Annotated in this window: 22 protein-coding genes and 1 other annotated feature; of the genes, 3 read left to right on the plus strand and 19 right to left on the minus strand. The window is 39.5% G+C overall.

The annotated features are described in order from the left end of the window. Positions 1 to 13 precede the first annotated feature (13 nt). The 7 genes from RCG24_RS09645 to RCG24_RS09675 form a co-directional block, all read right to left on the minus strand. A complete protein-coding gene (locus RCG24_RS09645; protein WP_202653674.1) occupies positions 14 to 994 on the minus strand; it encodes an ABC transporter permease in 981 nt (326 codons plus the stop codon). Beyond that, complete coding sequence (locus tag RCG24_RS09650; protein ID WP_202653673.1) at positions 987 to 1,847, minus strand: ABC transporter permease subunit; 861 nt, start codon at positions 1,845 to 1,847, stop codon at positions 987 to 989. Before RCG24_RS09650 ends, RCG24_RS09645 begins: the two co-directional genes overlap by 8 nt. A gap of 264 nt (positions 1,848 to 2,111) precedes the next feature. Further along, entirely contained in the window at positions 2,112 to 3,044 is a 933-nt protein-coding gene (locus tag RCG24_RS09655; protein ID WP_202653672.1) for an ABC transporter ATP-binding protein, read from the minus strand. Beyond that, positions 3,045 to 4,112 (minus strand): ABC transporter ATP-binding protein, encoded by a 1,068-nt coding sequence (locus RCG24_RS09660; RefSeq protein WP_202653671.1) that lies wholly within the window; start codon positions 4,110 to 4,112, stop codon positions 3,045 to 3,047. It lies immediately after the preceding gene. A gap of 4 nt (positions 4,113 to 4,116) precedes the next feature. Continuing rightward, positions 4,117 to 5,040 (minus strand): ABC transporter permease, encoded by a 924-nt coding sequence (locus RCG24_RS09665; protein ID WP_202653670.1) that lies wholly within the window; start codon positions 5,038 to 5,040, stop codon positions 4,117 to 4,119. A 3-nt stretch (positions 5,041 to 5,043) separates the two neighbouring features. Further along, positions 5,044 to 5,979 (minus strand): ABC transporter permease, encoded by a 936-nt coding sequence (locus RCG24_RS09670; RefSeq protein ID WP_202653669.1) that lies wholly within the window; start codon positions 5,977 to 5,979, stop codon positions 5,044 to 5,046. 103 nt (positions 5,980 to 6,082) lie between these two features. After that, on the minus strand, positions 6,083 to 7,675 hold the full coding sequence (locus RCG24_RS09675; RefSeq protein WP_235888044.1) for a peptide ABC transporter substrate-binding protein: 1,593 nt from the start codon (positions 7,673 to 7,675) through the stop codon (positions 6,083 to 6,085). A 462-nt stretch (positions 7,676 to 8,137) separates the two neighbouring features. Then, positions 8,138 to 8,378: a binding site (T-box leader), on the plus strand. A 47-nt stretch (positions 8,379 to 8,425) separates the two neighbouring features. Here RCG24_RS09675 and trpS point away from each other — a divergent pair. Further along, positions 8,426 to 9,415, plus strand: coding sequence for a tryptophan--tRNA ligase (gene trpS, locus RCG24_RS09680; protein WP_202653667.1), 990 nt, complete (start codon positions 8,426 to 8,428; stop codon positions 9,413 to 9,415). A 50-nt stretch (positions 9,416 to 9,465) separates the two neighbouring features. Here the strand turns inward: trpS and RCG24_RS09685 are convergent, their stop codons facing one another. From RCG24_RS09685 to RCG24_RS09725, 9 genes are all read right to left on the minus strand, one after another. Then, positions 9,466 to 10,212 carry a YjbA family protein gene (locus RCG24_RS09685; RefSeq protein ID WP_202653666.1) on the minus strand — a complete coding sequence of 249 codons (747 nt, stop codon included), beginning with the start codon at positions 10,210 to 10,212 and terminating at the stop codon, positions 9,466 to 9,468. A 165-nt stretch (positions 10,213 to 10,377) separates the two neighbouring features. After that, positions 10,378 to 12,177: an oligopeptide ABC transporter substrate-binding protein gene (opp4A, locus tag RCG24_RS09690; RefSeq protein ID WP_308078951.1), complete on the minus strand. Its 1,800-nt coding sequence runs from the start codon at positions 12,175 to 12,177 to the stop codon at positions 10,378 to 10,380. Positions 12,178 to 12,196: 19 nt separating this feature from the next. Beyond that, complete coding sequence (locus RCG24_RS09695) at positions 12,197 to 13,108, minus strand: ABC transporter permease (RefSeq protein ID WP_308078952.1); 912 nt, start codon at positions 13,106 to 13,108, stop codon at positions 12,197 to 12,199. 20 nt (positions 13,109 to 13,128) lie between these two features. Next, positions 13,129 to 14,097, minus strand: a complete 969-nt coding sequence (gene opp4B / locus RCG24_RS09700) for an oligopeptide ABC transporter permease (protein WP_202653663.1) — start codon at positions 14,095 to 14,097, stop codon at positions 13,129 to 13,131. 15 nt (positions 14,098 to 14,112) lie between these two features. Further along, a complete protein-coding gene (locus tag RCG24_RS09705) occupies positions 14,113 to 15,039 on the minus strand; it encodes an ABC transporter ATP-binding protein (RefSeq protein ID WP_202653662.1) in 927 nt (308 codons plus the stop codon). Beyond that, a complete protein-coding gene (locus tag RCG24_RS09710) occupies positions 15,026 to 16,048 on the minus strand; it encodes an ABC transporter ATP-binding protein (RefSeq protein WP_308078953.1) in 1,023 nt (340 codons plus the stop codon). The genes RCG24_RS09705 and RCG24_RS09710 overlap by 14 nt, the downstream gene beginning before the upstream one ends. Before the next feature lie 198 nt (positions 16,049 to 16,246). Beyond that, positions 16,247 to 17,032: a DUF2268 domain-containing putative Zn-dependent protease gene (locus RCG24_RS09715; RefSeq protein ID WP_308078955.1), complete on the minus strand. Its 786-nt coding sequence runs from the start codon at positions 17,030 to 17,032 to the stop codon at positions 16,247 to 16,249. A gap of 151 nt (positions 17,033 to 17,183) precedes the next feature. Continuing rightward, positions 17,184 to 18,422: a beta-ketoacyl-ACP synthase II gene (gene fabF, locus RCG24_RS09720; RefSeq protein WP_202653659.1), complete on the minus strand. Its 1,239-nt coding sequence runs from the start codon at positions 18,420 to 18,422 to the stop codon at positions 17,184 to 17,186. A 62-nt stretch (positions 18,423 to 18,484) separates the two neighbouring features. Further along, positions 18,485 to 19,417 carry a beta-ketoacyl-ACP synthase III gene (locus RCG24_RS09725; protein ID WP_308078957.1) on the minus strand — a complete coding sequence of 311 codons (933 nt, stop codon included), beginning with the start codon at positions 19,415 to 19,417 and terminating at the stop codon, positions 18,485 to 18,487. A 198-nt stretch (positions 19,418 to 19,615) separates the two neighbouring features. Between RCG24_RS09725 and RCG24_RS09730 the strand changes: the two genes are divergently transcribed. Beyond that, complete coding sequence (locus RCG24_RS09730; RefSeq protein ID WP_202653657.1) at positions 19,616 to 19,951, plus strand: hypothetical protein; 336 nt, start codon at positions 19,616 to 19,618, stop codon at positions 19,949 to 19,951. A 67-nt stretch (positions 19,952 to 20,018) separates the two neighbouring features. Here RCG24_RS09730 and RCG24_RS09735 read toward each other — a convergent pair whose 3' ends face one another. Then, a complete protein-coding gene (locus tag RCG24_RS09735) occupies positions 20,019 to 20,840 on the minus strand; it encodes a hypothetical protein (RefSeq protein ID WP_308078958.1) in 822 nt (273 codons plus the stop codon). A gap of 77 nt (positions 20,841 to 20,917) precedes the next feature. Continuing rightward, positions 20,918 to 21,640 carry an alpha/beta fold hydrolase gene (locus tag RCG24_RS09740; protein ID WP_202653655.1) on the minus strand — a complete coding sequence of 241 codons (723 nt, stop codon included), beginning with the start codon at positions 21,638 to 21,640 and terminating at the stop codon, positions 20,918 to 20,920. Between the two features lie 165 nt (positions 21,641 to 21,805). Here RCG24_RS09740 and RCG24_RS09745 point away from each other — a divergent pair, with 165 nt between their 5' ends. Further along, a complete protein-coding gene (locus tag RCG24_RS09745; protein WP_202653654.1) occupies positions 21,806 to 21,988 on the plus strand; it encodes a YjzD family protein in 183 nt (60 codons plus the stop codon). 124 nt (positions 21,989 to 22,112) lie between these two features. On the opposite strand, the gene clpB is transcribed toward RCG24_RS09745, so the two are convergent. Beyond that, positions 22,113 to 24,710, minus strand: a complete 2,598-nt coding sequence (gene clpB, locus RCG24_RS09750; protein WP_308078959.1) for an ATP-dependent chaperone ClpB — start codon at positions 24,708 to 24,710, stop codon at positions 22,113 to 22,115. Positions 24,711 to 24,809: the final 99 nt, after the last annotated feature.

Here is a 24,809-nt window from a genome sequence, read left to right on the forward strand (position 1 = left end):
CTTTTTCTTTTTCCTATTCACTTTTTTTCATAACCTTTCTAACAGGTCTTACCCTTGGCTCAAACCCAGTTTTGACCCATGGTGTTCGTTGATATGTTGACTGAAAGCGATTTTTTAAACCATTAGCCAACAAGCTAAAGGAGCTGGTGATGATTAATAACAATATCAATGGTATGTATAAAATATAAGTTGTATCGCTGTAAATATTTCCCCGGGCAGCACCTACTAACCCGGAGATTTCTTTCGTAATGGATAGATAAATTTGTGAATCGCGTCTGTAAATGGTGCCACCAATAAAGATGTTCATTAAGGCAAGCTGTCCCATCAGCGCAATTACCTGGACAATTTCTAAGATAAACATCACCAAGAGAGATTCCTTTAGCTGCGGAAAAATATGCCTCCACACAAGGCGATGGCGATTTGCCCCTAAAAGCCGGGCAGCTTCAATGAAAGTTGATGTTGAGATTTCTTTCGACTTTTTTCGAACCGAAGATACAATACTTGGGATACTAACGATGGATGCAACGATAATAAAGTAGAAAACTAGAACATTAGGATCGGCATTTTCAGCAAAAGTGATTGGGCCAAGAAAGAAATACAAGATAAGAAAGAGCGGTACATAACTCCAGGCGTTTTCAAATGCTTCAAGCAATTGCGGTGTTTTCTTCCAAGTCCCGACATATAAACCAATAAGCGATCCTGTTGTCATTTTGATAAGCGTCACAGCGAACGAGATAAAAAGTGTGTAGCGTATTCCGTATAGAATCATCGACAATATGTCATATCCCGAACGGTCTGTCCCCAGCAGGAACTCCTTTGACGTAAAAGGTGGAAGCGGCGGTGCCAAGATTGTTCCATTTTCATAGCTTGTTCTTAGTGTCTCCGTCAGCGTATGCGGGGCCATTGAGGGTCCAAATATCGCAAGAAAAATAAGAATAGCTGTCAATAATATACCTGTATATAATGAATAATTAATAGAAAATAATCTATTCATAAATAAATCCTCGTTTAAAAATATAAAGTACTAATCTAATAGAAAAATAAACGATTAACGAAATCAACAGCATAGAAAAAAGACCGATAGTAATGGGTTGAAACTGATTGCTTTGAAATATAAATTTCGTTATTCCAGGGACGTTTAGCAGATATTCAATAATGAAGAGGTTACCAATTGCCAAGGAAACCACTTTTGTTAGATCCGCAATAATAAACGGTTCAATGTTTTTATAAACATGTTGAAAGTTTATGTAATTTACACGCATTCCTTTAGAAACCGCCGTACGGATATAATCTTCTCCACTTGTCTGATAGTATTGTACGGCCAGTAATTTAAACATATAAAGAGTTGGTGCTATTGCCGTTAATACCATCGGATACCATATATTCAGCGCTCCGCCATCAGGTCTTAAAGAAATTACTCTGACACCAGAAACTTCATAAATTTTTATTGCCAATACTAATGAAAACACTATTAAAATAAAATCAGGTATGGTGGATAAAATATTTAACAGCATATTAAAAAATCGCGTTACGATAAAGCGGCTTAAAAAAATCCCAAATAATAACCCTATTACTACGGCCGACAGTACCCCAATTAATAATGTAAACAAGCTGATTAGAAAATTGCTCTTAATATCTGCTGAAATGAATCTTACCTGATCTCCAAGCTGATATGTTCCTAAACTTCCGCTGGCAAGCTCCTTCATAAACTGACCATATAAATGTCCAAGCTGGCTAAAATCTAAGTAAATATTTAGCTCATAAGGGTTTACTATGAGAATTGAGGGTATGGCAGCAAGAAGGATGATCAATAAGAAAATAAAAATAGCTTGTTGAATAATTCTCATCCTTGTCCCACCTTGCCTAACTTTTTTGCTATATTTTGCTACCTTTTTATTCTCCCGTTTTACTACAATATTGTCAATAATTCTCGAAATATTTAAAAACCCTTAAATTGTATAAAATAAAACGGTCTTGAATAAGGACCGTCTTATTTTATAGCTATTAGGAATAGGATAAAATTTCCACCCGATTTTATGCTTTCCAATGTCGCAATAAATTTCAACTTTGCCTTATGAACCGCCTTAACGGACTCTCCAATCGGCAAGTTTTCATTTATATTGAGCTTTATATTGTTCAAATTCTTTTTCAGAACAGTATACTAAATGTCCAGGTGCAATTTCACGCATTTCCACTTTTTCGTTTTCTTCATAATGATGAGAGCTTGGATCATACATGATCCGCCGCCGTGTTCTTTCGGATTCAGGGTCCGGAAGTGGTATGGCCGACAACAGTGATTTAGTATATGGATGCATGGCATTTTGATAAAGATCATCAGCTGGAGCCAATTCCACCAGCTTTCCGAAATACATGACTCCAATCCGGTCACTGATGTATTTAACCATTGATAAATCATGAGCGATAAACAAATATGTGAGCCCTTTTTCACGCTGCAACCGTTTCATTAAGTTGACAACCTGAGCTTGAATCGAAACGTCCAAGGCAGAGATTGGTTCATCGGCTATAATAAATTCAGGTTCAACTGCCAGAGCTCTGGCAATACCAATTCTTTGTCTTTGACCACCGGAGAATTCGTGCGGATAACGATTGGCATGCTCTTTATTAAGACCAACAGTTTCAAGCAGCTCATAGACTCGTTCCATCCGCTCTTTCTTGCTTTTAGCCAGTCCATGGATATCAATACCCTCGGCAATAATGTCTGCCACGGTCATTCTTGGATTTAATGATGCGTATGGATCCTGGAAGATCATTTGCATCTTGCGGTTAAATTTTTTTAATTCTGCTTTTGACTTTCTCCCATGGACATTTTCTCCGTTAAATAGAACTTGTCCCCCAGTAGCATCGTATAAGCGAATAATCGTCCGTCCGGTTGTAGATTTCCCGCAGCCGGATTCACCAACAAGCCCCAAAGTTTCACCCTTATAAATATCAAAAGTGACATCGTCTACTGCTTTTACCTGATTGGGACGGCCAATATTAAAATATTGCTTTAAATGTTTAATTTCCAGAAGTTTTTCCGCCATTTATTTCCCCTCCTTCACAAGGATCGGTTTTTCAAAGGTAGAGGATAATTTCCGCATCTTCAGCTTTACTGCTTCCGGCGGTTCTACTTTAGGAGCATCTGGATGCAACAGCCAGGTCTTGGCAAAATGGGTTTCCGAAACTTGGAACATCGGTGGCTCTTGCTCAAAATCGATTGCTAATGCATATTGATTTCTTGGAGCAAAGGCATCCCCTTTTGGCGGATTTGTTAAATCCGGCGGCGTACCCGGAATAGCAGCGAGCTCCGCCTTATGGTCACTGTCCAAACTTGGCATTGATGCTAATAATCCCCAAGTATATGGATGGCGTGGGTCGTAAAAAATTTCATCAACTGTGCCAATCTCGACGATTTGACCTGCATACATAACCGCGACACGGTCGGCCACATTGGCGACGACTCCCAAGTCGTGAGTAATAAAGATAATTGACGTGTCCATTTTCTTCTGTAAATCTTTCATTAACTCCAAAATCTGTGCTTGAATGGTAACATCGAGCGCTGTTGTTGGTTCATCAGCAATGAGCAGGCTTGGATTTGCGGCAAGCGCAATCGCAATCATGGCCCGTTGCCTCATACCTCCGGAAAATTCATGCGGGTATTGATTCACTCGTTTCTCCGGCATCGGAATCCCAACAAGTCGAAGCAATTCAATTGCTCTTTCTTTTGCTTGTGAGGACTTCATATTTTGATGTTTGTGTAGAACCTCCATGATCTGATGTCCGACCTTCATGGTTGGATTTAATGATGTCATCGGATCTTGGAAAATCATACTAATATCTTTTCCACGAATTTTTTCCATTTCCTTATCTGATTTATGAACAATATCCTCACCATGGAATAAAATCTGACCACCGGTAATTTTACCAGGAGGCATTGGAATCAATTTCATAATCGTTTGATTCAAAACGGATTTTCCCGACCCAGATTCTCCTACGATCGCTAAAGTTTCGCCTTTAAAAAGATCAAAGCTTACACCGCGGACAGCTTGGACTTCTCCTCCATACACATGGAATGAGACTTTTAAATCTTTTACTTCGAGTATCTTTTCCATGTTCTCACTCCTTATTCCGTAACCGTGGATCTAACGCATCGCGCAATCCATCACCTATAACGTTAAAGGCAAAAATTGTCAATGCAATCAGTACTGCCGGGAAGAATAATCGCCACGGATAATATTGAATCGCTGCTAAACCGTCATTGGCCATCGTTCCCCAACTGGCTAATGGTGGTGTTAACCCAAGACCAAGGAAACTTAAAAAAGCTTCAGTAAAAATGGCGTTTGGGATTGTTAACGTCATCGTAACCAATATCGAGCCCATTGCATTAGGGATTAAGTGACGTGCCATAATCCTTGTGACACTTGCCCCAAGGGTTTTTGCGGCCAGCACATATTCCTGGTTCTTGAGTGATAATACCTCACCGCGAACGATCCTTGCCATATTAATCCATCCGGTAATCGTCATCGCTAAGATCATGGTGGTTAAATTTGCTCCTAATACAACCATAAACAAGATTACCAGCAGTAAATACGGAACACCATATAAAATATCAGCAATCCGCATCATAAATTCATCAACGCGACCGCCCTTGAAACCGGCAATTCCACCCCAGGTTACGCCGATAACAAAGTCAATTAAAGCGGCCATCACACCAATCAGCAATGAAATACGCGCCCCTTGCCAAGTCCGGGCAAACATATCACGCCCTAAGTCATCGGTCCCAAACCAGTGGGTTCCGGAAGGCTCCTTATTGGTATTCATTAAGTCGTTCGTCGCATAATCAAATTTTGTCATATATGGTCCAAAGATTGCCATGATGATTAGGAGAATCAGAATAATAATCCCAAACATAGCAAGCTTGTTTTTTCGAAAACGAATTCTTACATCCTTCCAAAAGGAAAGACTCGGCTTTGATATTTTTTCCGCATCAGATGCTTTTGCACCAACAACTTGGAATTTTTCTTTAGCAATTTGCTCCATTCATTATTCTCCTTTCTTCCCGCCAGCCAGTTTAATGCGCGGATCAATGAGTCCATAGGCAATATCGACAAGGAGAATGGACACCAATAATAAGATACTATAAAATACTGTAACGCCCATAATTACTGTATAATCCCGGTTAGAAATACTTAAAACAAAGTGTGAGCCTAATCCTGGAATACCAAATATTTTTTCAATAACAAAACTTCCCGTAATAATACCGGCAGACAATGGACCCATATAGGAAACCACCGGCATTAGGGCATTTCGTATTGTATGCTTCATTATCATTGCTCCACGGCTCAATCCCTTTGCTTTCGCCGTTTTAATATAATCATTGCTTAAGACCTCCAGCATGCTAGAGCGCGTTAAGCGGGCAATAAATGCCATAGGCGTTGCTCCAAGGGCTAATGCCGGCAAAATTGTGTTAGAGAAATTATCCCAACGGGCAACGGGGAGCAAACCCAATTTGATTGCAAATATATATTGTAAAAATGTTGCCATGATAAAGGAAGGAACTGATATCCCGAAAACGGCAATAATCATCGCTGTATAATCCTGCCATTTATTATGCCGTAAGGCCGCAATAACCCCTAACAGAATCCCAATTGCAACCGCAAATAGAATCGCTTCAGCCCCTAGAGCTAAGGAAACCGGAAAGCCGTCATTAATTAGGTCATTAACGGTTCGTGATTCATATTTAAAAGACGGACCAAAATCCCATTGCGCAATCCTGACTAAATAATCTCCATATTGAGCATACCAAGGTTTGTTCAGACCATAATGTGCATTTAGGCTGGCCTCAATTTCCGGAGGTAACTTTTTTTCAGATGTAAATGGGTTTCCTGGTGCAATCCTCATAAGGAAAAACGTTGCAGTAATGATGAGAAATAAAGACAGCACCATATACAGCAAACGTTTGCTAATATATTTTACCAAATGGCACACCTCCATAATTTGCTAATAGAACCAAGAAAGAAACGAAGGTATACGGGAAATTTCCCATATACCTTTGTTCTAACTTTACAATTTGGCCATTAGATTATTCAAAATGAGCCCACTTAAATTGTACGTCGCCAAGACCAGAAATAACGACATCCTTTAAGTTTTCATCTTGAACCCAAGTATTTGTGTAGAAATATACTGGTGCAACCGGCATTTCATCCATAAAGATGGCTTCGGCATCTTTTAACAATTGTAAACGTTTTGCAGGATCTGCTTCTGTTTGCGAAGCATTTAATAATTTCTTGAATTCCGGATTTTCCCAGTTTGTATCATTGTTTCCGCCCTTTTTGTCGCGGAACAATTCTAGGAAGTTAATTGGATCGTTAAAGTCACCTAACCAGCCCATACGGCCAATTTGATAATCTCCAGTATGAAGCTTCGTAATGTAAACTTTCCATTCTTCGTTTTCAAGTTTTACATTGATACCGAGTTCTTTTTTCCACATATCTTGAACTGCTTGAGCAATCTTTTGATGTCCTTCATCAGTGTTATAAGATAGCGTAATGGTCGGCAGCTTGGAAGCATCGCTTAAGCCAAGTTCTTTTAAGCCTTTAGCTAAATATTCTTTTGCTTTTGCTACATCATTATCCTTGAAATATCCTTGTTCATTTTCTTTAATCATGGTTGGCGGTACAGCAGCCATTGCTGGAATTTGCCCACCTTGGGCTACATTCTCAACAATTGCCTTACGGTTAATTGCATAAGAAAGTGCTTTGCGGATATTAACATTATTTAATGGCGGCTTTTCAGTATTAAACTTATACCAATAGGTACCTGCGATTGGTTGAGTATGGAGCGAACCATCTTTCTTTAATTGTGGCAGAAGATCATTAGGCAGCTGTCCAAGCGGCATACCAGCCCAATCGAGCTCACCATTTTTAAACATATTTAATTCTGTATTGTTGTCGTTGATCATGTCCATATTAATTTTTGTTAACTTAACAGTATTGGCATCCCAGTAGTTTTCGTTCTTTTCAAGCACGATCTTACTGTTATGCTTCCATTCAACCATTTTAAATGGACCGTTCGATGTGTATTGATCACCGGCATCTTTGTACCAATTTGGATTTGCTTTAGCAATCTTGCTGTTAATTGGTGAGTAAGTATAGAAAGCCGTTAATTCTAGGAAATATGGAGTTGGGTTTTGCAACGTAACTTCCAATGTTTTATCATCAACAGCCTTTACACCTAGTGTATCGACTTTTGCTTTACCTGTGTTGATCGCTTCACCATTCTTGATGTAGTACAATTGATATGCATATTGTGACTTATTTTTTGGATCAATTGCCCATTTCCAAGCATATACGAAGTCCTCTGCAGTAACCGGATCACCATTAGACCATTTAGCATCGCGAAGTTTAAATGTGTAGGTTTTTAGATCTTTTGAAGTGGTGATGTTTTCTGCTGCAGCAGGCTGTGGCTTACCATCTTTATCAATACGTGTTAAGCCTTCAAATGTTTGTCTAATAACACCGCCTGAAGTGGAATCATTAGCCAGTCCTGGATGTAAGGAAAACGGCTCGGTCTTAATATTAATATTAAGAACTTGTGATGTCTTCTTACCAGAATCTCCTTTTTTGTTTTTATCGCCAGTAGAGTTGTCCTTGCCGGAACATGCTGCCAAGAACATGCTTAGCACAAGCGATAGTACTAATAGCAGTGAAAGTTTTGATTTTTTCACTAGTAGACCTCCCTTTTCTATTTTCTGAAAATATATTACATTCCCTATTATACATATTTTAAAATTTTTTGTACATTACTTTTTGAAAATTAATTTGGGATGCAGCAGTTAAATTGTTAAGGAGATTTACAAAAATCCCCATACTATATTAAATTCGCCAATTGAAAATTCGGAAAATTCCCTATAAATCAACGTTTCAAAGCTATTATTCCCCCATACACAGCAAACAAAAGGAGAGATTGGTAACGTTTACAAAAACTTGGATTTTTTCCTTTTATGCTGTTATCCATTAAAATCTTCCCTATAATTGCTATTTCAATATACCATTTCCTTTGCTCGTTCAACAATAATTTTTATCCACTTGAAATAAATATGTGCTTCATTTATAATAGAACCAATTATATTTTTGAAATAATAGCGATGATAAAGAGGAGTACGTATTTGCCAACATCGTAGAGAGTTTGTGGCTGGTGGAAACAAACATGTTTGGGATACGGAATGGACTTTTGAGCTGCTTTGCTGAACCCCGCACATGAAGAAGGCAGTAGGTGAAGACGTGTTCCTTACGTTACAAGGATCCTACAGCGATGTAGGACTAAGCGACTCGAATTTCGAGTAATTAGGGTGGTACCGCGAGCCATTCGTCCCTAAATGAACGGGATGAATGGCTTTTTATATTTCTTTAGGAGGAAACAGAGGATGAAAACAATCTTTTCAGGAATTCAGCCGAGCGGAACCATTACGCTTGGCAACTATATTGGTGCACTGAAACAATTCGTTGAGCTGCAGGAAGATTTTAATTGCTTTTTTTGTATCGTTGATCAGCATGCGATTACGGTTCCGCAGGATCCGCAAACACTCAGGAAAAATATCCGCAGTTTAGCGGCTTTGTATCTTGCGGTTGGCCTGGACCCGGAGAAAGCAACCTTATTCATTCAGTCAGAGGTACCGGCACATGCTCAGGCCGGCTGGATTATGCAATGCATTTCTTATATTGGTGAATTGGAACGAATGACCCAATTTAAAGATAAATCTGCCGGTAAAGAGGCGGTTTCTGCCAGTTTATTAACATACCCGCCATTAATGGCCGCAGATATATTACTTTATAATGCTGACCTTGTTCCCGTTGGTGAAGATCAAAAGCAGCATATGGAATTAACCCGGGACCTTGCTGAAAGATTTAATAAAAAATATAATAATGTCCTCACAATTCCTGACATCAGCCTGCCAAAAGTTGGTGCCCGGATCATGTCGCTGCAAGAGCCAACGAAAAAAATGAGTAAATCCGATCCGAATCAAAAGGCATTTATTTCGCTGTTGGATGAACCAAATCAAATTATCAAGAAAATTAAAAGTGCTGTTACCGATTCTGAGGGAATTATTAAATATGATGTAGAAAATAAACCTGGTGTTTCCAATTTACTTTCGATTTATTCTATTTTGGGAGATAAACCAATTGCAGAAATTGAAGAAATGTATACAGGAAAAGGCTACGGTGATTTTAAAGCTGATTTGGCAGAGATTGTGGTAAACTATTTAAAACCTATTCAGGATAGATACTATCAGCTTGTAGATTCTAGTGAGCTGGATGAAATATTGGATCGTGGCGCTGAAAAGGCCAAGGCTGTGGCCAATAAAACACTTAAAAAAATGGAAAATGCCATCGGTCTTGGAAGAAAGAAACGTTAAAAAAAAGCCTGATCTCAAAAGGTATGGAGCATACCTTTTGACTCAGGCTTTTAGTTTACTTTTGAACCCTGCTCCATTTCCCAAAGCTTTTCGAAAAATGGCTGTCCTTTAATAATGTTTTCACAAAAGATTTCGTGTTTTTCAGACCAGCCGTATTTGATTTCCTCAAAAAGCTGATCCCAGGCCTCTGCAAAATTCATTGCTTGGATGTGGGAATAACGCTCTGGACACCATTCCGTAAACCAATACCGCACTTCTGCCTCATTATTTGATGAGAACAATTGATCAAGTGCCATAAATAATAATTGCTTTAATTGTCTCTCTTTTCTTGTTAACCCGCGCATGAGTTCCGGTTCCGGCGATAAAATATGAAAGTTTTTCTGTTTTTGCTGCTGATAAAATGAATATTTCTTTGTTTCATGAGTTGCAATCATTTCATAAACCAGCTGTTCCTGCCTCGGGATTAACCGGCTTTTCCGAATCGGAATATTGTAACCAATCGTATCGACAGCTAAAATACCGACACCGTCCGTCACAATAAAACAATAATCCAGTTGAACTCTTTCATGATTTTTTCGAAGATAAGCTTTTTGATAAATATCATCTAATAGCTGCTGTGGTAATTCTGCCAGATCATTCTCAATATAGTGGAAAAGATCTGCTTCAACTTTTAGCAGTGGTACTTGATCCAGCAGTTCAACACCATCTTCTTTGCGCCATTCATGGAAATGGCAGACATTATAACCATTCTCTTCCCCTTCAAACCAATTTACCCATACATCATGGAGATACAACATCAAACAACCCCTCACTTCAAGTAACTATTTGTCACTAAGTATGGGCAGAGGGGAGTTAAAATATTCCTCTTGATATAATTTCCGGTAAAATTGAACCAGTTACTATAATCGGAATCGTTTCAAGGCAAAAAAGAGATGATCATGGTGACCATCTCTTCTTAATGATTAATTAACTTCAGGTGTTTCGCTTGTTACACCAACATTAAACCAGCCAAGTGCGTCAATCTCATGATCAGCATTAAGACCTGTTACCCGATTGTTTACAGAATAAATAATTGAACGGAACAATGTTGGAATAACCGGCATCTCATCATTCATATAGGCTTGCCACTCATCGTATACTTTCTTACGATAGTTATGGTCAAATGCTTGTTCTGAATGACCATCAGCTAATAATTGATCGTTCTTCTCGCTTACAAAGCGGGAATAGTTAAAGTTGGCATCTCTGCCATATAATCCATAAGGGTCCACATCTGTACCAGTTCCCCATGCAGCGGCAAAAACATCCACTTTAGGGTTATCTTCTTGAACCATTTTGTAGAATGAGTTAAATTCAGCCAAACGGCCATCAACCAGCTGTACATCTAAACCAACATCTTTCCAGCATTGGATATAGAATTTAGCAAGCGGCTCGGCAATATCGCCGCCACTCATGGATAGGAAGTTAATTTTGAACTTCTTGCCTTTTGGATCTTCACGAAGGCCGTCCTTATCTACGTCCTTATAGCCTGCTTCATCTAATAATTTCTTCGCCTTTTCCGGATCATAAGTAGCACCATTGGCATTTTCATCATACCAGCTTGGGAAGGAAGGCGGAATTAAAGATGTAGCTGGGAAACGAAGCCCGTGATATAGCTTTTCACCAACCGTTTTATTATCTAATGCGTATGCCATTGCTTGGCGCAGGCGTTTGTCTTGGAATTTCGGATTATCCATCACGTTTTCGCCTTTTTTTGCATCCCAGTGGCCAAGTTTAAAGCCGATATAGTTGTAAGCTAAATCGATTTTTCCAATTAATTGGAAATTTTTCGAACCCTTTGCTGCCGCATATTGGTCTGTTGGGAATTCGGCAACATCCACTTCACCCTTCTTCATTGCTTGGAGAATAACCTTTGGGTTCACTACTTTTAACACAATGCTTTTTAACTTTGGTTTGCCGGCATAGAAGTCATCGTTGCGTTCAAACTCAACTGATTCCCCTGGAACAATCTTTTTAATCTTAAATGGTCCGAAACCAATTGGTTTTTTGTGGATTTTATCAGATTTGGCCAAGTCTTTAATCGGAACATCCCCTAAGTAATGCTTAGGCATTGCATATGACCAAAGGCCCGTTAACAAGGCTGGATTTGCTTTTTCAAACGTAATTGAAAGTGTCTTGTCATCAATAATTTTGATACCGGAAATTCTTTTCGCTTTACCGGCATGGTATTCTTTCATCCCCACGATGCTTTGCATGAGAGCATCTCCATAGCGGACACCGGTGTAATCTTTATTACCGATAACCAGAAATGAATATTCATAGTCTTCAGCCGTTACAGGCTTGCCATCAGACCAATTGACATTATCTTTGATTTTTACTGTGATCGTTTTATGATCCTTGGATAATTCATATGTGGCCGGGCCATCATTGGTCATTTCGTAGTCCTCATTAATAGTAAACAATGGGATATCAAAGAATTGCAAAACCTTGGCATCTTCATCCCCTTGATAGAATGCATAGTTTAATGTACCCTCAAATGGAGTATCATAAACTAACCCATAATTCAAGGTTCCATCCTCTACTACTTTGTTATCATTTTTCACTTCCATCGGGAACTGCCCGATGTCTTCTTTTGCTTTTTCAGTTGATGTTGTTGACTTTTTGCCGTCCTTTTTGCCGCCTGATGAGTTAGAAGAACATGCTGATAACAGCAGGCCTAAAACAACCAAGAGACTGAAGAACTTAAACAGATGCTTTTTCTTCATCAATACTTTCCCCCTTCTTTTATCCTAGTCTTTGTCTTGCATCAGCCGCACGTTTTAACGCTTGGCCAATATAATTTATACACAACATCATGACTAAAATCAGCAATGATGCAGGTAACCATATCCACCACTTGTTTTCCAGTACATCCGGATTAGTTGCATAGCTGACAAGTGTTCCTAAACTTGGTGTACTTTCCGGTAACCCAAATCCCAGATAGGTTAAACCGGATTCAATCCCAATATTTCCTGCCAAATTTAAAGTTAAGTTTACAATAATAATCGAACTAAGGTTTGGCAGCACTTCGCGGATGATGATTTTCCAATCTGGCGTGCCAAGCGTTTTCGAGGCACTGACATAATCCAGTTCTCTTTCTGCCAGAGTTTTCAACCTGATTAACCGCGCCTTACCCGTCCATAAGAATAAACTCATAATCAGAATAAAATAAAATACATTATATTTAGGTGCAATCGTAACAAAAACGATGATTAACATTAATGTTGGCAAAATTAGGAAAAAGTCGATGATCCGCATGATAATATTGTCGGTGCGGCCGCCAAAATAACCTGCAATTAAACCGACGGTAAGTCCGATTAATCCTGTCAACAAGGTAATACATAACCCAATCGTAAAGGAATTTTTCGCACCGATGATCAACTGACCTAAAATATCCCTGCCGCCATAATCTGTTCCCAGCCAGTGTTCAGCTGATGGCGGTGAATAAATGGAGAGAAAATCAACTGTGACAATTTTATCCTGATCTAACAGGAGGGATACTCCATAAACGATAATCAGGATAAGTCCTAATAGAATTAACGCTCCTAACGCCAATTTATCTTTGACAATCTCCCGCCACATTATCGAAAGTACGCCATGTTGCTTCTTCTGCTTTTTAACTTTTGGCTGCTTTTGATCTGTTAGTTCAGCTTTCATTTTTGTCCCCTCCTCGTTTGCTATTCAATCCTGATTCGTGGATCAACCGCACTTAATATGATATCTGACAGCAAAGTACCGATTAATGTCGCTAAACCAGATATCATGACCAGTGCAGTAACAACACTAAAATCGCGTTGCATAATGGAGGTGAGGAACAACTGTCCAATTCCTGGATATCCATAAATAGATTCCAAAAAGACGGAGCCGCCAATTAACGATACAATATCGTAGCCAAGAAAAGCAGCAATCGGCAATAACGAGTTTCTAAAAATATGGCGCGTATAAACTTTAGATTCACTAACACCTTTAGCTCTTGCCGTTTTAACAAAATCTTTAATCTTCGTATCAATAATTTCATTACGTAGATACTGAATGGTAACCGTTGTACTGACAATCGCACCGGACAATGCTGGTAAAATCAGGTGATTTAGCTTGCTCATATAGTAAGCAAAGGTGCCATTTTCAACACGGATATCAACACTGCCGCTTGTTGGAAACCATCCAAGCACAAAACCGAAAATAAATAACATCAACAAGGCAAAAATAAACAGTGGAGTTGCATAGGTTAAATAATTGTAGCCAACAATCATTTTATCGGCCCATGTATCTGTCCATCTGCCCCCAATGATTCCAAGCGGGATGGCAATCAGATAGCTAAGGATTAAAACAGCTGCACCTAATAAAACGGTATTCCACATTTTACCGGCTATTAATGAAGTTACTGGTGTTTGATGGATGATCGACATTCCTAAATTACCGTGAAGCAGCCCTTTAATCCATCTTGCATATTGAACATAATACGGATCATACATGCCGAGTTTTTGTTTCAATTCATGTAGTGTTTGGGCATCCATTTTCGGGTTGCTTGCCAGCTGACCTGTTAAGGCATCGCCAGGCATCGCTTTTGCTAAAAGAAAAATTAGAATACTTAAAATAAACAGCTGAGGGATCATAACCAAGATTCTGCGCAGTATAAATTTCAACATATTATAATCCCCTCTCTACGGTAATGCGACTAAATGTGTATCCGATATTGGTTTAAGATTATATACTTTTCCCTCAGCATTAAAATATTTATCATAGGAATTTTTATATTCAGAATTAATTTCCTGGCGTAATTTCATTTGATTTTCCCTGTTTTCGGGATTTATATCCGGGATCGCCGAGATTAATCTCTTTGTATAGATATGCTGTGGATTCGTATAAATATCCCGGCTCGTGCCTTCCTCGACAAACTGACCGCGGTACATGATTCCAATACGGTCACACATATGCTGAATAATGCCTAAATCATGACTTATGAAAAGATAGGTTAAATTGAACTCTTTCTGAATATCCTGCATAAAATTTAACACTTGAGCCTGTACGGAGACGTCAAGAGCCGAAACGGGTTCATCAGCAATGATCAGCTTTGGCTTTAATGTTAAAGCTCGAGCGATACCAATTCTCTGCCTTTGCCCGCCGGAAAATTCATGCGGATAATTATAGATAGCTTCGGGGTTTAAACCTACTTTTTCTAAATAAAACTGCACTTTTTTCTTTTCTTCTGCCGGAGATAGTCTTTCAAAGTTGCGTAGAGGTTCAGCAACAATATCCAGTACCCGTTTCCTTGGATTTAAAGAAGAATAGGGATCTTGAAAGATCATTTGAATGTCCTTGCGATGCTGATTGAAATCACGGCGATTCATCTTTAAAAGATCCTGGTTTTCAAATAGAACTTCCCCGGAAGTAGCTTTGATCAGTCCCATAATCGTTCTGCCGGTTGTGGTTTTGCCGCAGCCCGATTCGCCAACGAGGCCATAGGTTTCTCCCTGATTTAATTCAAAGCTGATGTCATCAACTGCTTTTACATGGGCTACTACTCTTCGAAAAAAACCACCGCGGATTGGATAATAGACTTTTAGATTGTTCACTTTAAGAAATGCCATAGTTCATATCTCCTACATCTTCATCTGAAAAGTGGAAATTTTTATAACATGTACATCTTACATAATGATTTGGACTAACTTCGCGCAATAGTGGGTTTACTTCATGTTCCTTGTCGCCAATCCATTTAATACGATCTTTAAATCGGCACCCTGATCTTGGCAAATTTTTTAGGGAAGGAACAATTCCTTGAATCACATGCAGTCGATCTTTGGTTGATGTCGATGATGGAATAGAATTGAATAGAGACCTTGTATAAGGATGTAATGGATTTTTAAACAAAGTATGAACATCTGCTATTTCGACTATTTCCCCGGCATACATGACGGCAACACGATCGGCCATTTCTGCGACAACACCAAGGTCGTGGGTGATAAGGATGATCCCGGTTTTAGTCTGGTTTTGCAGATCCTTCAGTAAATCCATAATTTGTGCCTGGATAGTTACATCCAAAGCAGTGGTAGGCTCATCGGCAATGACCAGCAGCGGATCACAGGCAACTGCGATCGCAATTACTACACGCTGACGCATACCACCGGATAACTCATGAGGATATTGTTTATAAGTTCGTTCCGGATTCGGTATTCCTACTTTTTTCAAAAGCTCAATTGTACGTTTCCTTTTTGCTTCACTGGACATATTGGTATGTACCGTCATACTCTCTTCTATTTGTTTTCCACAGGTCATTAATGGATTAAGGGCAGTTAGCGGATCTTGGAAAATCATCCCAATTTCTTTTCCTCTAACCTTATTCATTCCATTAGTGGAAAGAGATAGTAAATTTTTTCCTTTGAAATTGATCTTTCCTTCAAGCTTTGTTCTTTCTTGTGGATGCAATCCCATAATAGACATAGCCAATGCACTTTTTCCGCATCCTGATTCTCCCACAATTGCAACCACTTCATTCTCATTAACTGTCAACGAGACATCATCAACTGCTGCAAAATAATCGTCTCCGATTCGAAAGGAAGTACGGAGATTTTGAATTTGTAATAGTGGTTGATTACTCAATGTGAATCCCCCTAAACGGTTATTCTATAAAATTTTTCTCAGAAAAAAATTCCACTTTTTATTTTTTGTTTGATAATTCTTATATTTAAATAGAATTTTATTACGGAATTATTACAATTGCAAGACTTTTTTTATAACAACAGCAATTGCAAAACTTCAAATAAATAAAAAAGCCCCATTTTATGGGCTTCTCTACTGTTATATTTCCATTTTTTCGATAAAATTCGCTGCTGGAATGTTAAAAGATAGTTTTGTAGAATAATTTTCTGATTTAAAAAAATTCCTTACAATATTATACCCGGCAGCATATCCAAGCAATGCTGGTATCCTTCCACCGCCATAGAGGAGCTCATCATGAATCCTTTCTGTTTTTTTCTTACCCAGTTGTTTCTTTAGAAAATGATTCCAAAATAAGGATAATTCTCTTTCCGAATAAATATGACACCAATTAGCTACATACTCTTTGCCGCAATTTTTTAAGACGGCATATTCAGCCAGCCCTTCAATGATAATCGAGTCCAGTAATGTATAATCTTCCATCTTTTTATTTAATGCCCGAAGTCTGCATACATGATGATATTCATGAACAATGAGTGCTTCAAGTTCCTTTGGATCATCATAATGCGACAAAAACAGGAACATTTTATCCGGAAATGAAACCCCTGCTTTATTTCTTACTTCCTGTCTGAAAAAAATCCCCCCTTTTTGCTCCAAGGGAAAGATAAATATAGGTATATTAGTTCCTGACCACTTGGTTTTATATTTAAAAAATATTTTCTCGACCTGATTCCAGATATTATTTTCAATCATTGATTCCAAATTTTTCTGTGTCCGCCAACCTGGTCGGTACATCCCGTATTTTAACAGCAGATTGTATATCTCATTTGCTTTCAGCCCTTTAAAGTAGGGAAGGAGCGATTCACAGATTTTGACCGGACGGTCGAAGTCCTCTTTCAACCATTCATTTGTCCGGATAATCCCCATTTTGAGCACCCCATTTACGTTTAGTTAACTATTTTTAGTTTATGACTGAGTTAAAGGGATGTTCGGGAAGACGGAGATTTAACGGTATAGATTGAACTCCTGAAAAAAATCCCCACCCATGGCGTGTGTGAGCCTTTTGGTGGGGATTTTTTTATTCATATTTTTTAAATACGATTGTTGCGTTATGGCCGCCGAAGCCTAATGAGTTACTCATCGCTGCCTTAATTTCCTTCGGACGGGCTGCATTTGTTACATAGTCAAGATCACAATCCGGATCAGGGGTTTGATAATTAATCGTTGGCGGCAGGATACCATCCTTCATCGCCAAGACAGTAAAAATTGCTTCTACTCCCCCCGCCGCACCGAGCAAATGGCCAGTCATTGATTTCGTTGAGCTCATTGCAACTTTATAGGCATGGTCACCTAATACTTCTTTTACAGCAAGGGTTTCAAATTTATCATTATATTCCGTACTTGTACCATGGGCATTAATGTAATCAATATCCTCTGGATTTAATCCTGAATCGGTAATTGCCATTCTCATCGCCCGGGCACCTCCCTCGCCATTTGGAGCTGGAGCTGTTATATGATAGGCATCTCCAGTGGCTCCATAGCCAACAATTTCAGCGTAAATTTTAGCACCACGGGCTAAGGCATGCTCTAATTCTTCAAGAACGACAATCCCTGCACCCTCTCCAATCACAAAGCCATCACGGTTTTTATCGAATGGTCTGCTTGCGGTTTGTGGATCCGGATTGGTGGAAAGTGCCGTATTGGCACAGAAACCGGCGACAGACATCCGAGTGATTGGTGCCTCCGCCCCGCCTGTAATCATAACATCAGCGTCTCCACGCTGAATTACTTTAAAGGCGTCTCCAATCGAATTTGTTCCCGTTGCACAGGCGGTCACGGTGCAGGAATTAAAGCCTTTTGCTCCAAGGGTGATTGAAACCTGACCGGTGGCCATGTCTGGAATTAACATGGGTACGAAGAATGGACTGACACGCTTATACCCTCTTTTTTGAAAGATTTCAAATTGCTGTTCAAACGTCTCCATCCCACCAATGCCGGAACCAATCCATACTCCGACACGATGAGCATTCTCTTCATTAATCGTTAAGGTGGCATCCTTAACTGCCATAATTGCGCTGGCAACAGCAAATTGCGTAAATCGATCCATTTTTCTAGCGTCTTTTTTTTCCATAAACAGTTCCGGATTAAAATCTTTTACTTCGGCCGCAACCTTAGCCGGATATTCATCAGCATTAACCCTTGTTAAAGGACCAACCCCCGATTTACCGGCCAAAATTCCTTTCCAAGTTGTTTCAACATCGTTTCCAAGTGGTGTTACCGCTCCAACGCCTGTTACGACAACTCTACGTTTTTCCATTTGTGCATCTCCTTTACCAAGCATTTACAAAAAGTTGAATTTCACAAAGTAGTTGAACTTTACTATTTACCCCAGCGGATGGCAATGGCTCCCCAGGTTAGGCCGCCGCCAAATCCGACCATCACAATAATGTCATCATTTTTAATTCTACCTGCTTCCAAATCTTCAATGAGTGAAACCGGGATGGATGCAGCTGATGTATTGCCGTATTTATTTACAGTTTTGGACATTTTTTCTTCCGGAAGCTCTAATCTTTGTCGTGAAGCCTCCATGATCCTTATGTTAGCTTGGTGAGGGATCAGAAAATCAACATCTTCTTTTTTCAATCCCGCTTTTTCCAATACATGAATACAACTCTCACCCATTTGTCTTACGGCAAATTTAAATACTTCGCGACCGTTCATAATGATATATTCGTCTTGGTATAAATGTTTTCCTCCCGTTCCATCGGCCCCTAATTCAAAAGCCAGGATGCCGCGATTTTCCGAAACAGGACCAACGATCGCGGCTCCGGCAGCATCGCCAAATAGAACGGCAGTATTGCGGTCTGTCCAATCGGTGATTTTCGAAAGCTTCTCAACACCGACAACCAAAATATACTTATAAACGCCGGATTCAATGAATTGTTTGGCGGTTACCAATCCATACATAAAACCGGCACAGGCGGCACTAATATCCATTGCAGCCGCTTTTTTTGCTCCCAGCCGCTCTTGAATTCTACAGGCAACTGATGGGAAAGGCGAATCAGGTGTAACCGTCGCAACCAAAATTAAATCGATTTCTTCAGGCGTTATAGCTGCATTTTCAATCGCCTGTTGGGCCGCGAAAAAGGCCATATCCGAGGTATTAATATCGTCAGCTGCGATCCGCCGCTCTTCAATGCCTGTTCGTGTTCGAATCCACTCGTCGGTGGTGTCCATCATTTTTTCCAAATCATGATTAGTAAGTACTTTTTCAGGTAAATACCTGCCCATACCGACAATACCTGCTTTCATTTTTCCAACTCCTTTAAATTTAAAAACAGATCATATTCTAAGATTTAACATCAATTATTATGACTTGGTACTAATTTTATCAAATTAAACATTCATTTCGCAACTGTTTCCACTCTCCTATTTCCGCTAATGTACATTCCGATTGAGTCATTCGTTCATATTTTAATGAGTAGGATGCAGTGAAAAGGAGGACTTTTGATGGATGACAAGGAAATAAATGATCTTGAGGAGCAGATTGAGCCAGAGAATTTTGCAGGCCTGGAGGAATCGAATGATCAATATGATAAACCAGATCGACAACAGGATGTTGCCGACCCCTTTACTACTTTAATGTTTGGTCCAAAGAGAGCAGAACAGTTATCAAGACAGTTCCCCGCTCAGCAGCCAATAGACCTTCCTCCAACTAAGCAAAATGATATTGACCTGGAAGCCTTAATCGTTAATATCGATACACTAATCGAGTCTGTCCGCGGATTAAAGCCTTTATTTCAACAGGTGTACCCGCATATTGAAAAGTTCTGGAAAAAGAAATAAAGCTGCCCTATTTTTGAGCGGGCAGCTTTATGTTGTTATATCATTCAACTAGCTTTGGAGTACAAGGTTAAACTTGGTTTTTATAATAATATTTCACATGCTCCTCTTGTTTGGTAATGGCCTCAGGAAATGGGGTTAAGTTTTTCAAAGAAACTTTGCGAATTTGGGCATCAATTGGCAGGGAACGAGGGTTAACGGTTAACGCTATTTTTTCTTTTACATACGCGGCGCATTGTTCCTGATATTGTTTGCTGCCGCTTTCCAGTAGAAAATGACCTGGTTCACCTGATTCAATCAGGTCAAAAATAGCCTCCGCAACATCGGTAACATATAAAGTATCTTCAGTCCATTCCCGTTCCGATAATGAAATAGTCCCTTCCTGCGATGAGGAGATAATCGCTTGGTGAAATAGAAATACCGGCGGCTGCCACGGACCGAAAACCGCCGGAAGATAAATATATAGTGTATGATTAACGCACTCCCGCGTTTGTTCAAGAAACTCATTTATATAACAGATATTTTCGCACAATTTCTGTATTGGGATGAGGATCACCATTTTTGTATGATCTTTATTCTGTTTTACATATTGCGTTACTGGCTCAAAAACAACTTGTAATAGTGACTCTTCCTGCTCCATGTAAAGATCATATAGTGAAAAAATAACTATTTGTTCCTTATTAATATCCTCATCCATATGAATGTTTAACTGTGAGATGGAAATTTCGGTAAAATTTGCATTTCGGCCAATTTCCAGTTTTTTATCCTCCAGAAATGGATCGGACTTTGCTGCAAGAGGAATGCCGGTAACTTCAATTCCTTTATTCAATAATGATTGACAGAGCTCAAAGCCTACAAAATGATAACTACCGACAATTACGGCCTTGTCCATAAGTTTTACCTCCTCAATCTAACCTTAGTGTATCGTATGCGACTCACGAAGGAATTATTTCTACTGAGGAGGTGGGATTATAGTTCTGATTCATTTAGTTGATAAAAGTCGATGCAAATTTTTCCGATCCGTTGTTTTTTTTCAGGAACGATAAAGGTTGGGTTAGTTGTTAATGATTGCAAGAGGTTCTTATATTGTTTAGCCTGATTATAAGATCTGCCCCCTGCGAGGACATGAATAACCTTTACCGATATTTTTTCAGGGAGTTGAATCTGGTCACTCAACTGGGCAATTTTAGCTTCAAGCTCTTTTTGCTCCATTTGATAAGCTGCCGTTAGTTCTCTAATGAGTTTTTTATAAAAAAATTTATGCTCTTTTTCCTGCTCAAGTTGGTGTTTTAAAGATAAGATCGGGTTAATGAGGATGATCGACCTTATTGATTCACCCATTTTTTCAATAAGCTTTAGTGCAACAAGTGCTCCCATTCCTTCTGCTAAAATATGAATCTTGGTATTAAGAATCTCGCTGCGAATGACTTTCTCATAAACCCGCTGGGCCAGATCAACAGCATGTTGGCTTCCCCAGTGCCGACCATACAGATTCGAGGAAAAAATGGTGTACCCTGCATCTTTCAGCTCATTTAAGATAGCTTGTTTACCTTCATTTTGCGTCCAAAAGCATTTGCTCTCTTCAACAAAATGTCTTTCGTCACCAATGATGAAAACCGCAAATCCAGTAGGTCTTTCAGGGTAATAAATAATATTCCATTGGGTATCCATCATAAACGCTCGACTTTCCATCGGTAAATCTCCTTTTACATATTTCCTCACCATATTGTATGTTGGTTCACAAAAGATGTAAGGGAGTTAGCCTAATTTTTAGGATAAACCGTTGGATCTATATGTTTATTATTTTGAATGGATATGGTAATATTATAAAGGATTGAAATAGGTAGGTGAAAAATCTTGCGTTATTTTTGGACATTCTTTTGGTCGTTTTTTCTAGTTGAAATGCTTGCATACGTAGTTAGTTCGATGAAAGGTGCCGAATTTGACTTTGTAACTGCAGCTGTCATCTCTGTAGTCGTTTCGATCTTTGTTTTCATTGTGGGTGCAGTTATTCCAAATCAGCCGGTAGAAAAACATTGAACAAAAAGGTCTTCCATTTTATGATGGAAGACCTTTTTAATTGATTATTTTTTAGCTAATAAGAAAGCATAAATTCAACTACGCCTCATGAACCGTCCTAAAAGATTCGCCAATCGGCGAGTTTTCATTTATTAATTTGGATTGCCAGTTTACCATTTTCAGTAATAATCTCAACTTGCGACCCATCGTAGACATTTCCGGCAATTATTTCACGGGCAAGCATTGTTTCAATATTTCGTTGAATATAACGCTTCAATGGTCTCGCTCCATAATTTGGATCAAATCCATTTACAGCAATAAATTCCTTTGCATCCTCGGCAACCGAAATATGAATTTGCTGTTCTTTTAATCTGTTTTCGAGCTCCTTTAACATCTTGACAACAATTTTCTTAATTTCCGTTAAGGCTAATGGTTTGAACAGGATGGTCTCATCAACCCGATTTAAGAACTCTGGCCGGAAATGGGCTCTTAATTGACTCATCACCTGTGCCCTTGCCGCTTCCGAAATCTCAATTTCATTTTCTGTTCGCTCGAGTAAAAATTGTGAACCAATGTTAGATGTCATAATAATAACCGTATTTTTAAAATCTACCACCCGCCCTTGCGAGTCGGTAATACGGCCATCATCTAAAGCCTGCAGGAGGATATTAAATACTTCCGGATGAGCCTTCTCAATTTCGTCCATTAAGATAACGGAATAAGGTCTTCTTCTGACAGCTTCTGTCAACTGCCCACCTTCTTCATATCCCACATAACCAGGTGGTGCGCCGATTAACCGGGAAACGGCGTGCTTCTCCATATATTCAGACATATCAATCCTGATGATGTGCTCCTCACTGTCAAATAAAGATTCAGCTAACGCTTTGGCCAATTCTGTTTTTCCTACCCCTGTCGGTCCGAGAAATAAGAAGGAACCGATTGGCCGGTTTGGATCTTTAATTCCGGCCCGAGCCCGCAATACGGCATCGGCAACAAGATTGACGGCCTCATCTTGACCAATTACCCTTTCATGGAGAATCGATTCCAATCTCAACAGTTTTTCTCGTTCCCCTTCCACTAATTTTGCGAGCGGGATACCTGTCCATCTTGAAACAATATTGGAAATTTCCTCACCAGTAACCTCTTCCCGCAGCAGCTTATCATCCTTTTGCGCAGCCGTTTCCAGCTCTTTAAGTTCTTTCTCGGCTGTTGGAATCAGGCCGTGACGGAGCTCGGCAGCCCGATTTAAATCATATTTATCTTCCGCTTGTTCAAGTTCGCGGCGGAGTTTTTCAATTTGCTCACGTTTTTCCTGTAATTTCGTAATATTTTGTTTCTCCTCCAGCCATTTTGCCTTCATTGTATTGGCCTGTTCTTTTAAATCCGCCAGTTCTTTTTGCAAACTCACCAGCCGTTGTTTACTAACCTCATCTTGTTCCTTTTTTAAGGCCGCTTCTTCAATTTCCAACTGCATCACCCGGCGTGTTACTTCATCCAACTCTGTCGGCATCGAATCAATCTCGGTACGGATCATCGCACATGCTTCATCAACGAGGTCGATGGCTTTATCCGGTAAAAAGCGATCGCTGATATAACGGTCAGATAAAGTTGCCGCTGCGACTAAGGCATGGTCATGAATTTTTACCCCATGATGCACCTCAAATCGTTCCTTTAAGCCCCTTAAAATCGAGATTGTATCTTCCACCGTCGGTTCTTGGACTAATACCTGTTGAAATCTCCGCTCTAATGCCGGGTCTTTTTCAATATATTTTCGATGTTCATCCAGCGTTGTGGCACCAATACAATGCAGCTCACCACGAGCGAGCATCGGCTTTAGCATATTTCCGGCATCCATTGCCCCGTCTGTTCGTCCGGCGCCAACAATTGTATGAATTTCATCAATGAACAACAATATTTGCCCTTCGCTTTTTTTAATTTCATTTAAAACAGCTTTTAACCTTTCTTCAAATTCCCCTCTAAACTTTGCACCGGCAATGAGTGAACTCATATCAAGCGCAAAAATGGTTTTATCTTTTAATCCTTCAGGTACATCTTTTCTAACAATTCTTTGCGCCAAGCCCTCGACAATGGCCGTTTTTCCAACGCCAGGTTCACCGATTAACACAGGATTATTTTTTGTCTTCCGTGATAAAATTCGAATCACATTACGGATTTCCGCATCCCTGCCGATCACCGGATCCAGCTTACCCGCCTTTACCTCTGCGACAAGATCCCTTCCGTACTTTTTCAACGCATCGTATCCAGATTCCGGATTTTGTGATGTCACCCTTTGATTCCCCCTTATCTCTTTTATTGTTTTGAGAATGTCTTCGGCAGAACGGCCATAGGATTGGATGATTTTTTTTAATTCGGATTCACTTGCATTAACAGCAGCTAACAGAATATGTTCGACGGAAATATACTCATCGGAGAAATTTTTGGCAAATTCCTCAGCATTAACCAATAACTTTTGCATTTTATTAGTGATATAAAGTTTTCCCTGCTCAGCTCCACTCCCGCTAACTTCAGGCTTTTTCGCTAGTGACTTTAATAAACGTTCCTTCACTTCTTGCGAAGGGACTCCAGTTCGTTCCAATATCATGGAAATCAAGCTATCCTCTTGATCGATTAAGCACAAGAATAAATGGGCCTCATCAATTTCTTGGTGATTCTTTTTAATTGCTAATGTCTGTGCGTCCATAATCCCTTGTTGCAGCCGCTCTGTCATCCGGTTTATATCCACATTTTTCACATCCTTTGACCTTTTTTGACCTATTAACTTTATTATAGAAAATCCTCCATTAAAAGTAAAAGATAAAGCCATCCATTTTGGGATGACTTT

This window comes from Neobacillus sp. OS1-32 (genome assembly GCF_030915425.1).
Taxonomy (GTDB): Bacteria; Bacillota; Bacilli; order Bacillales; family Cytobacillaceae; genus Neobacillus; species Neobacillus paridis.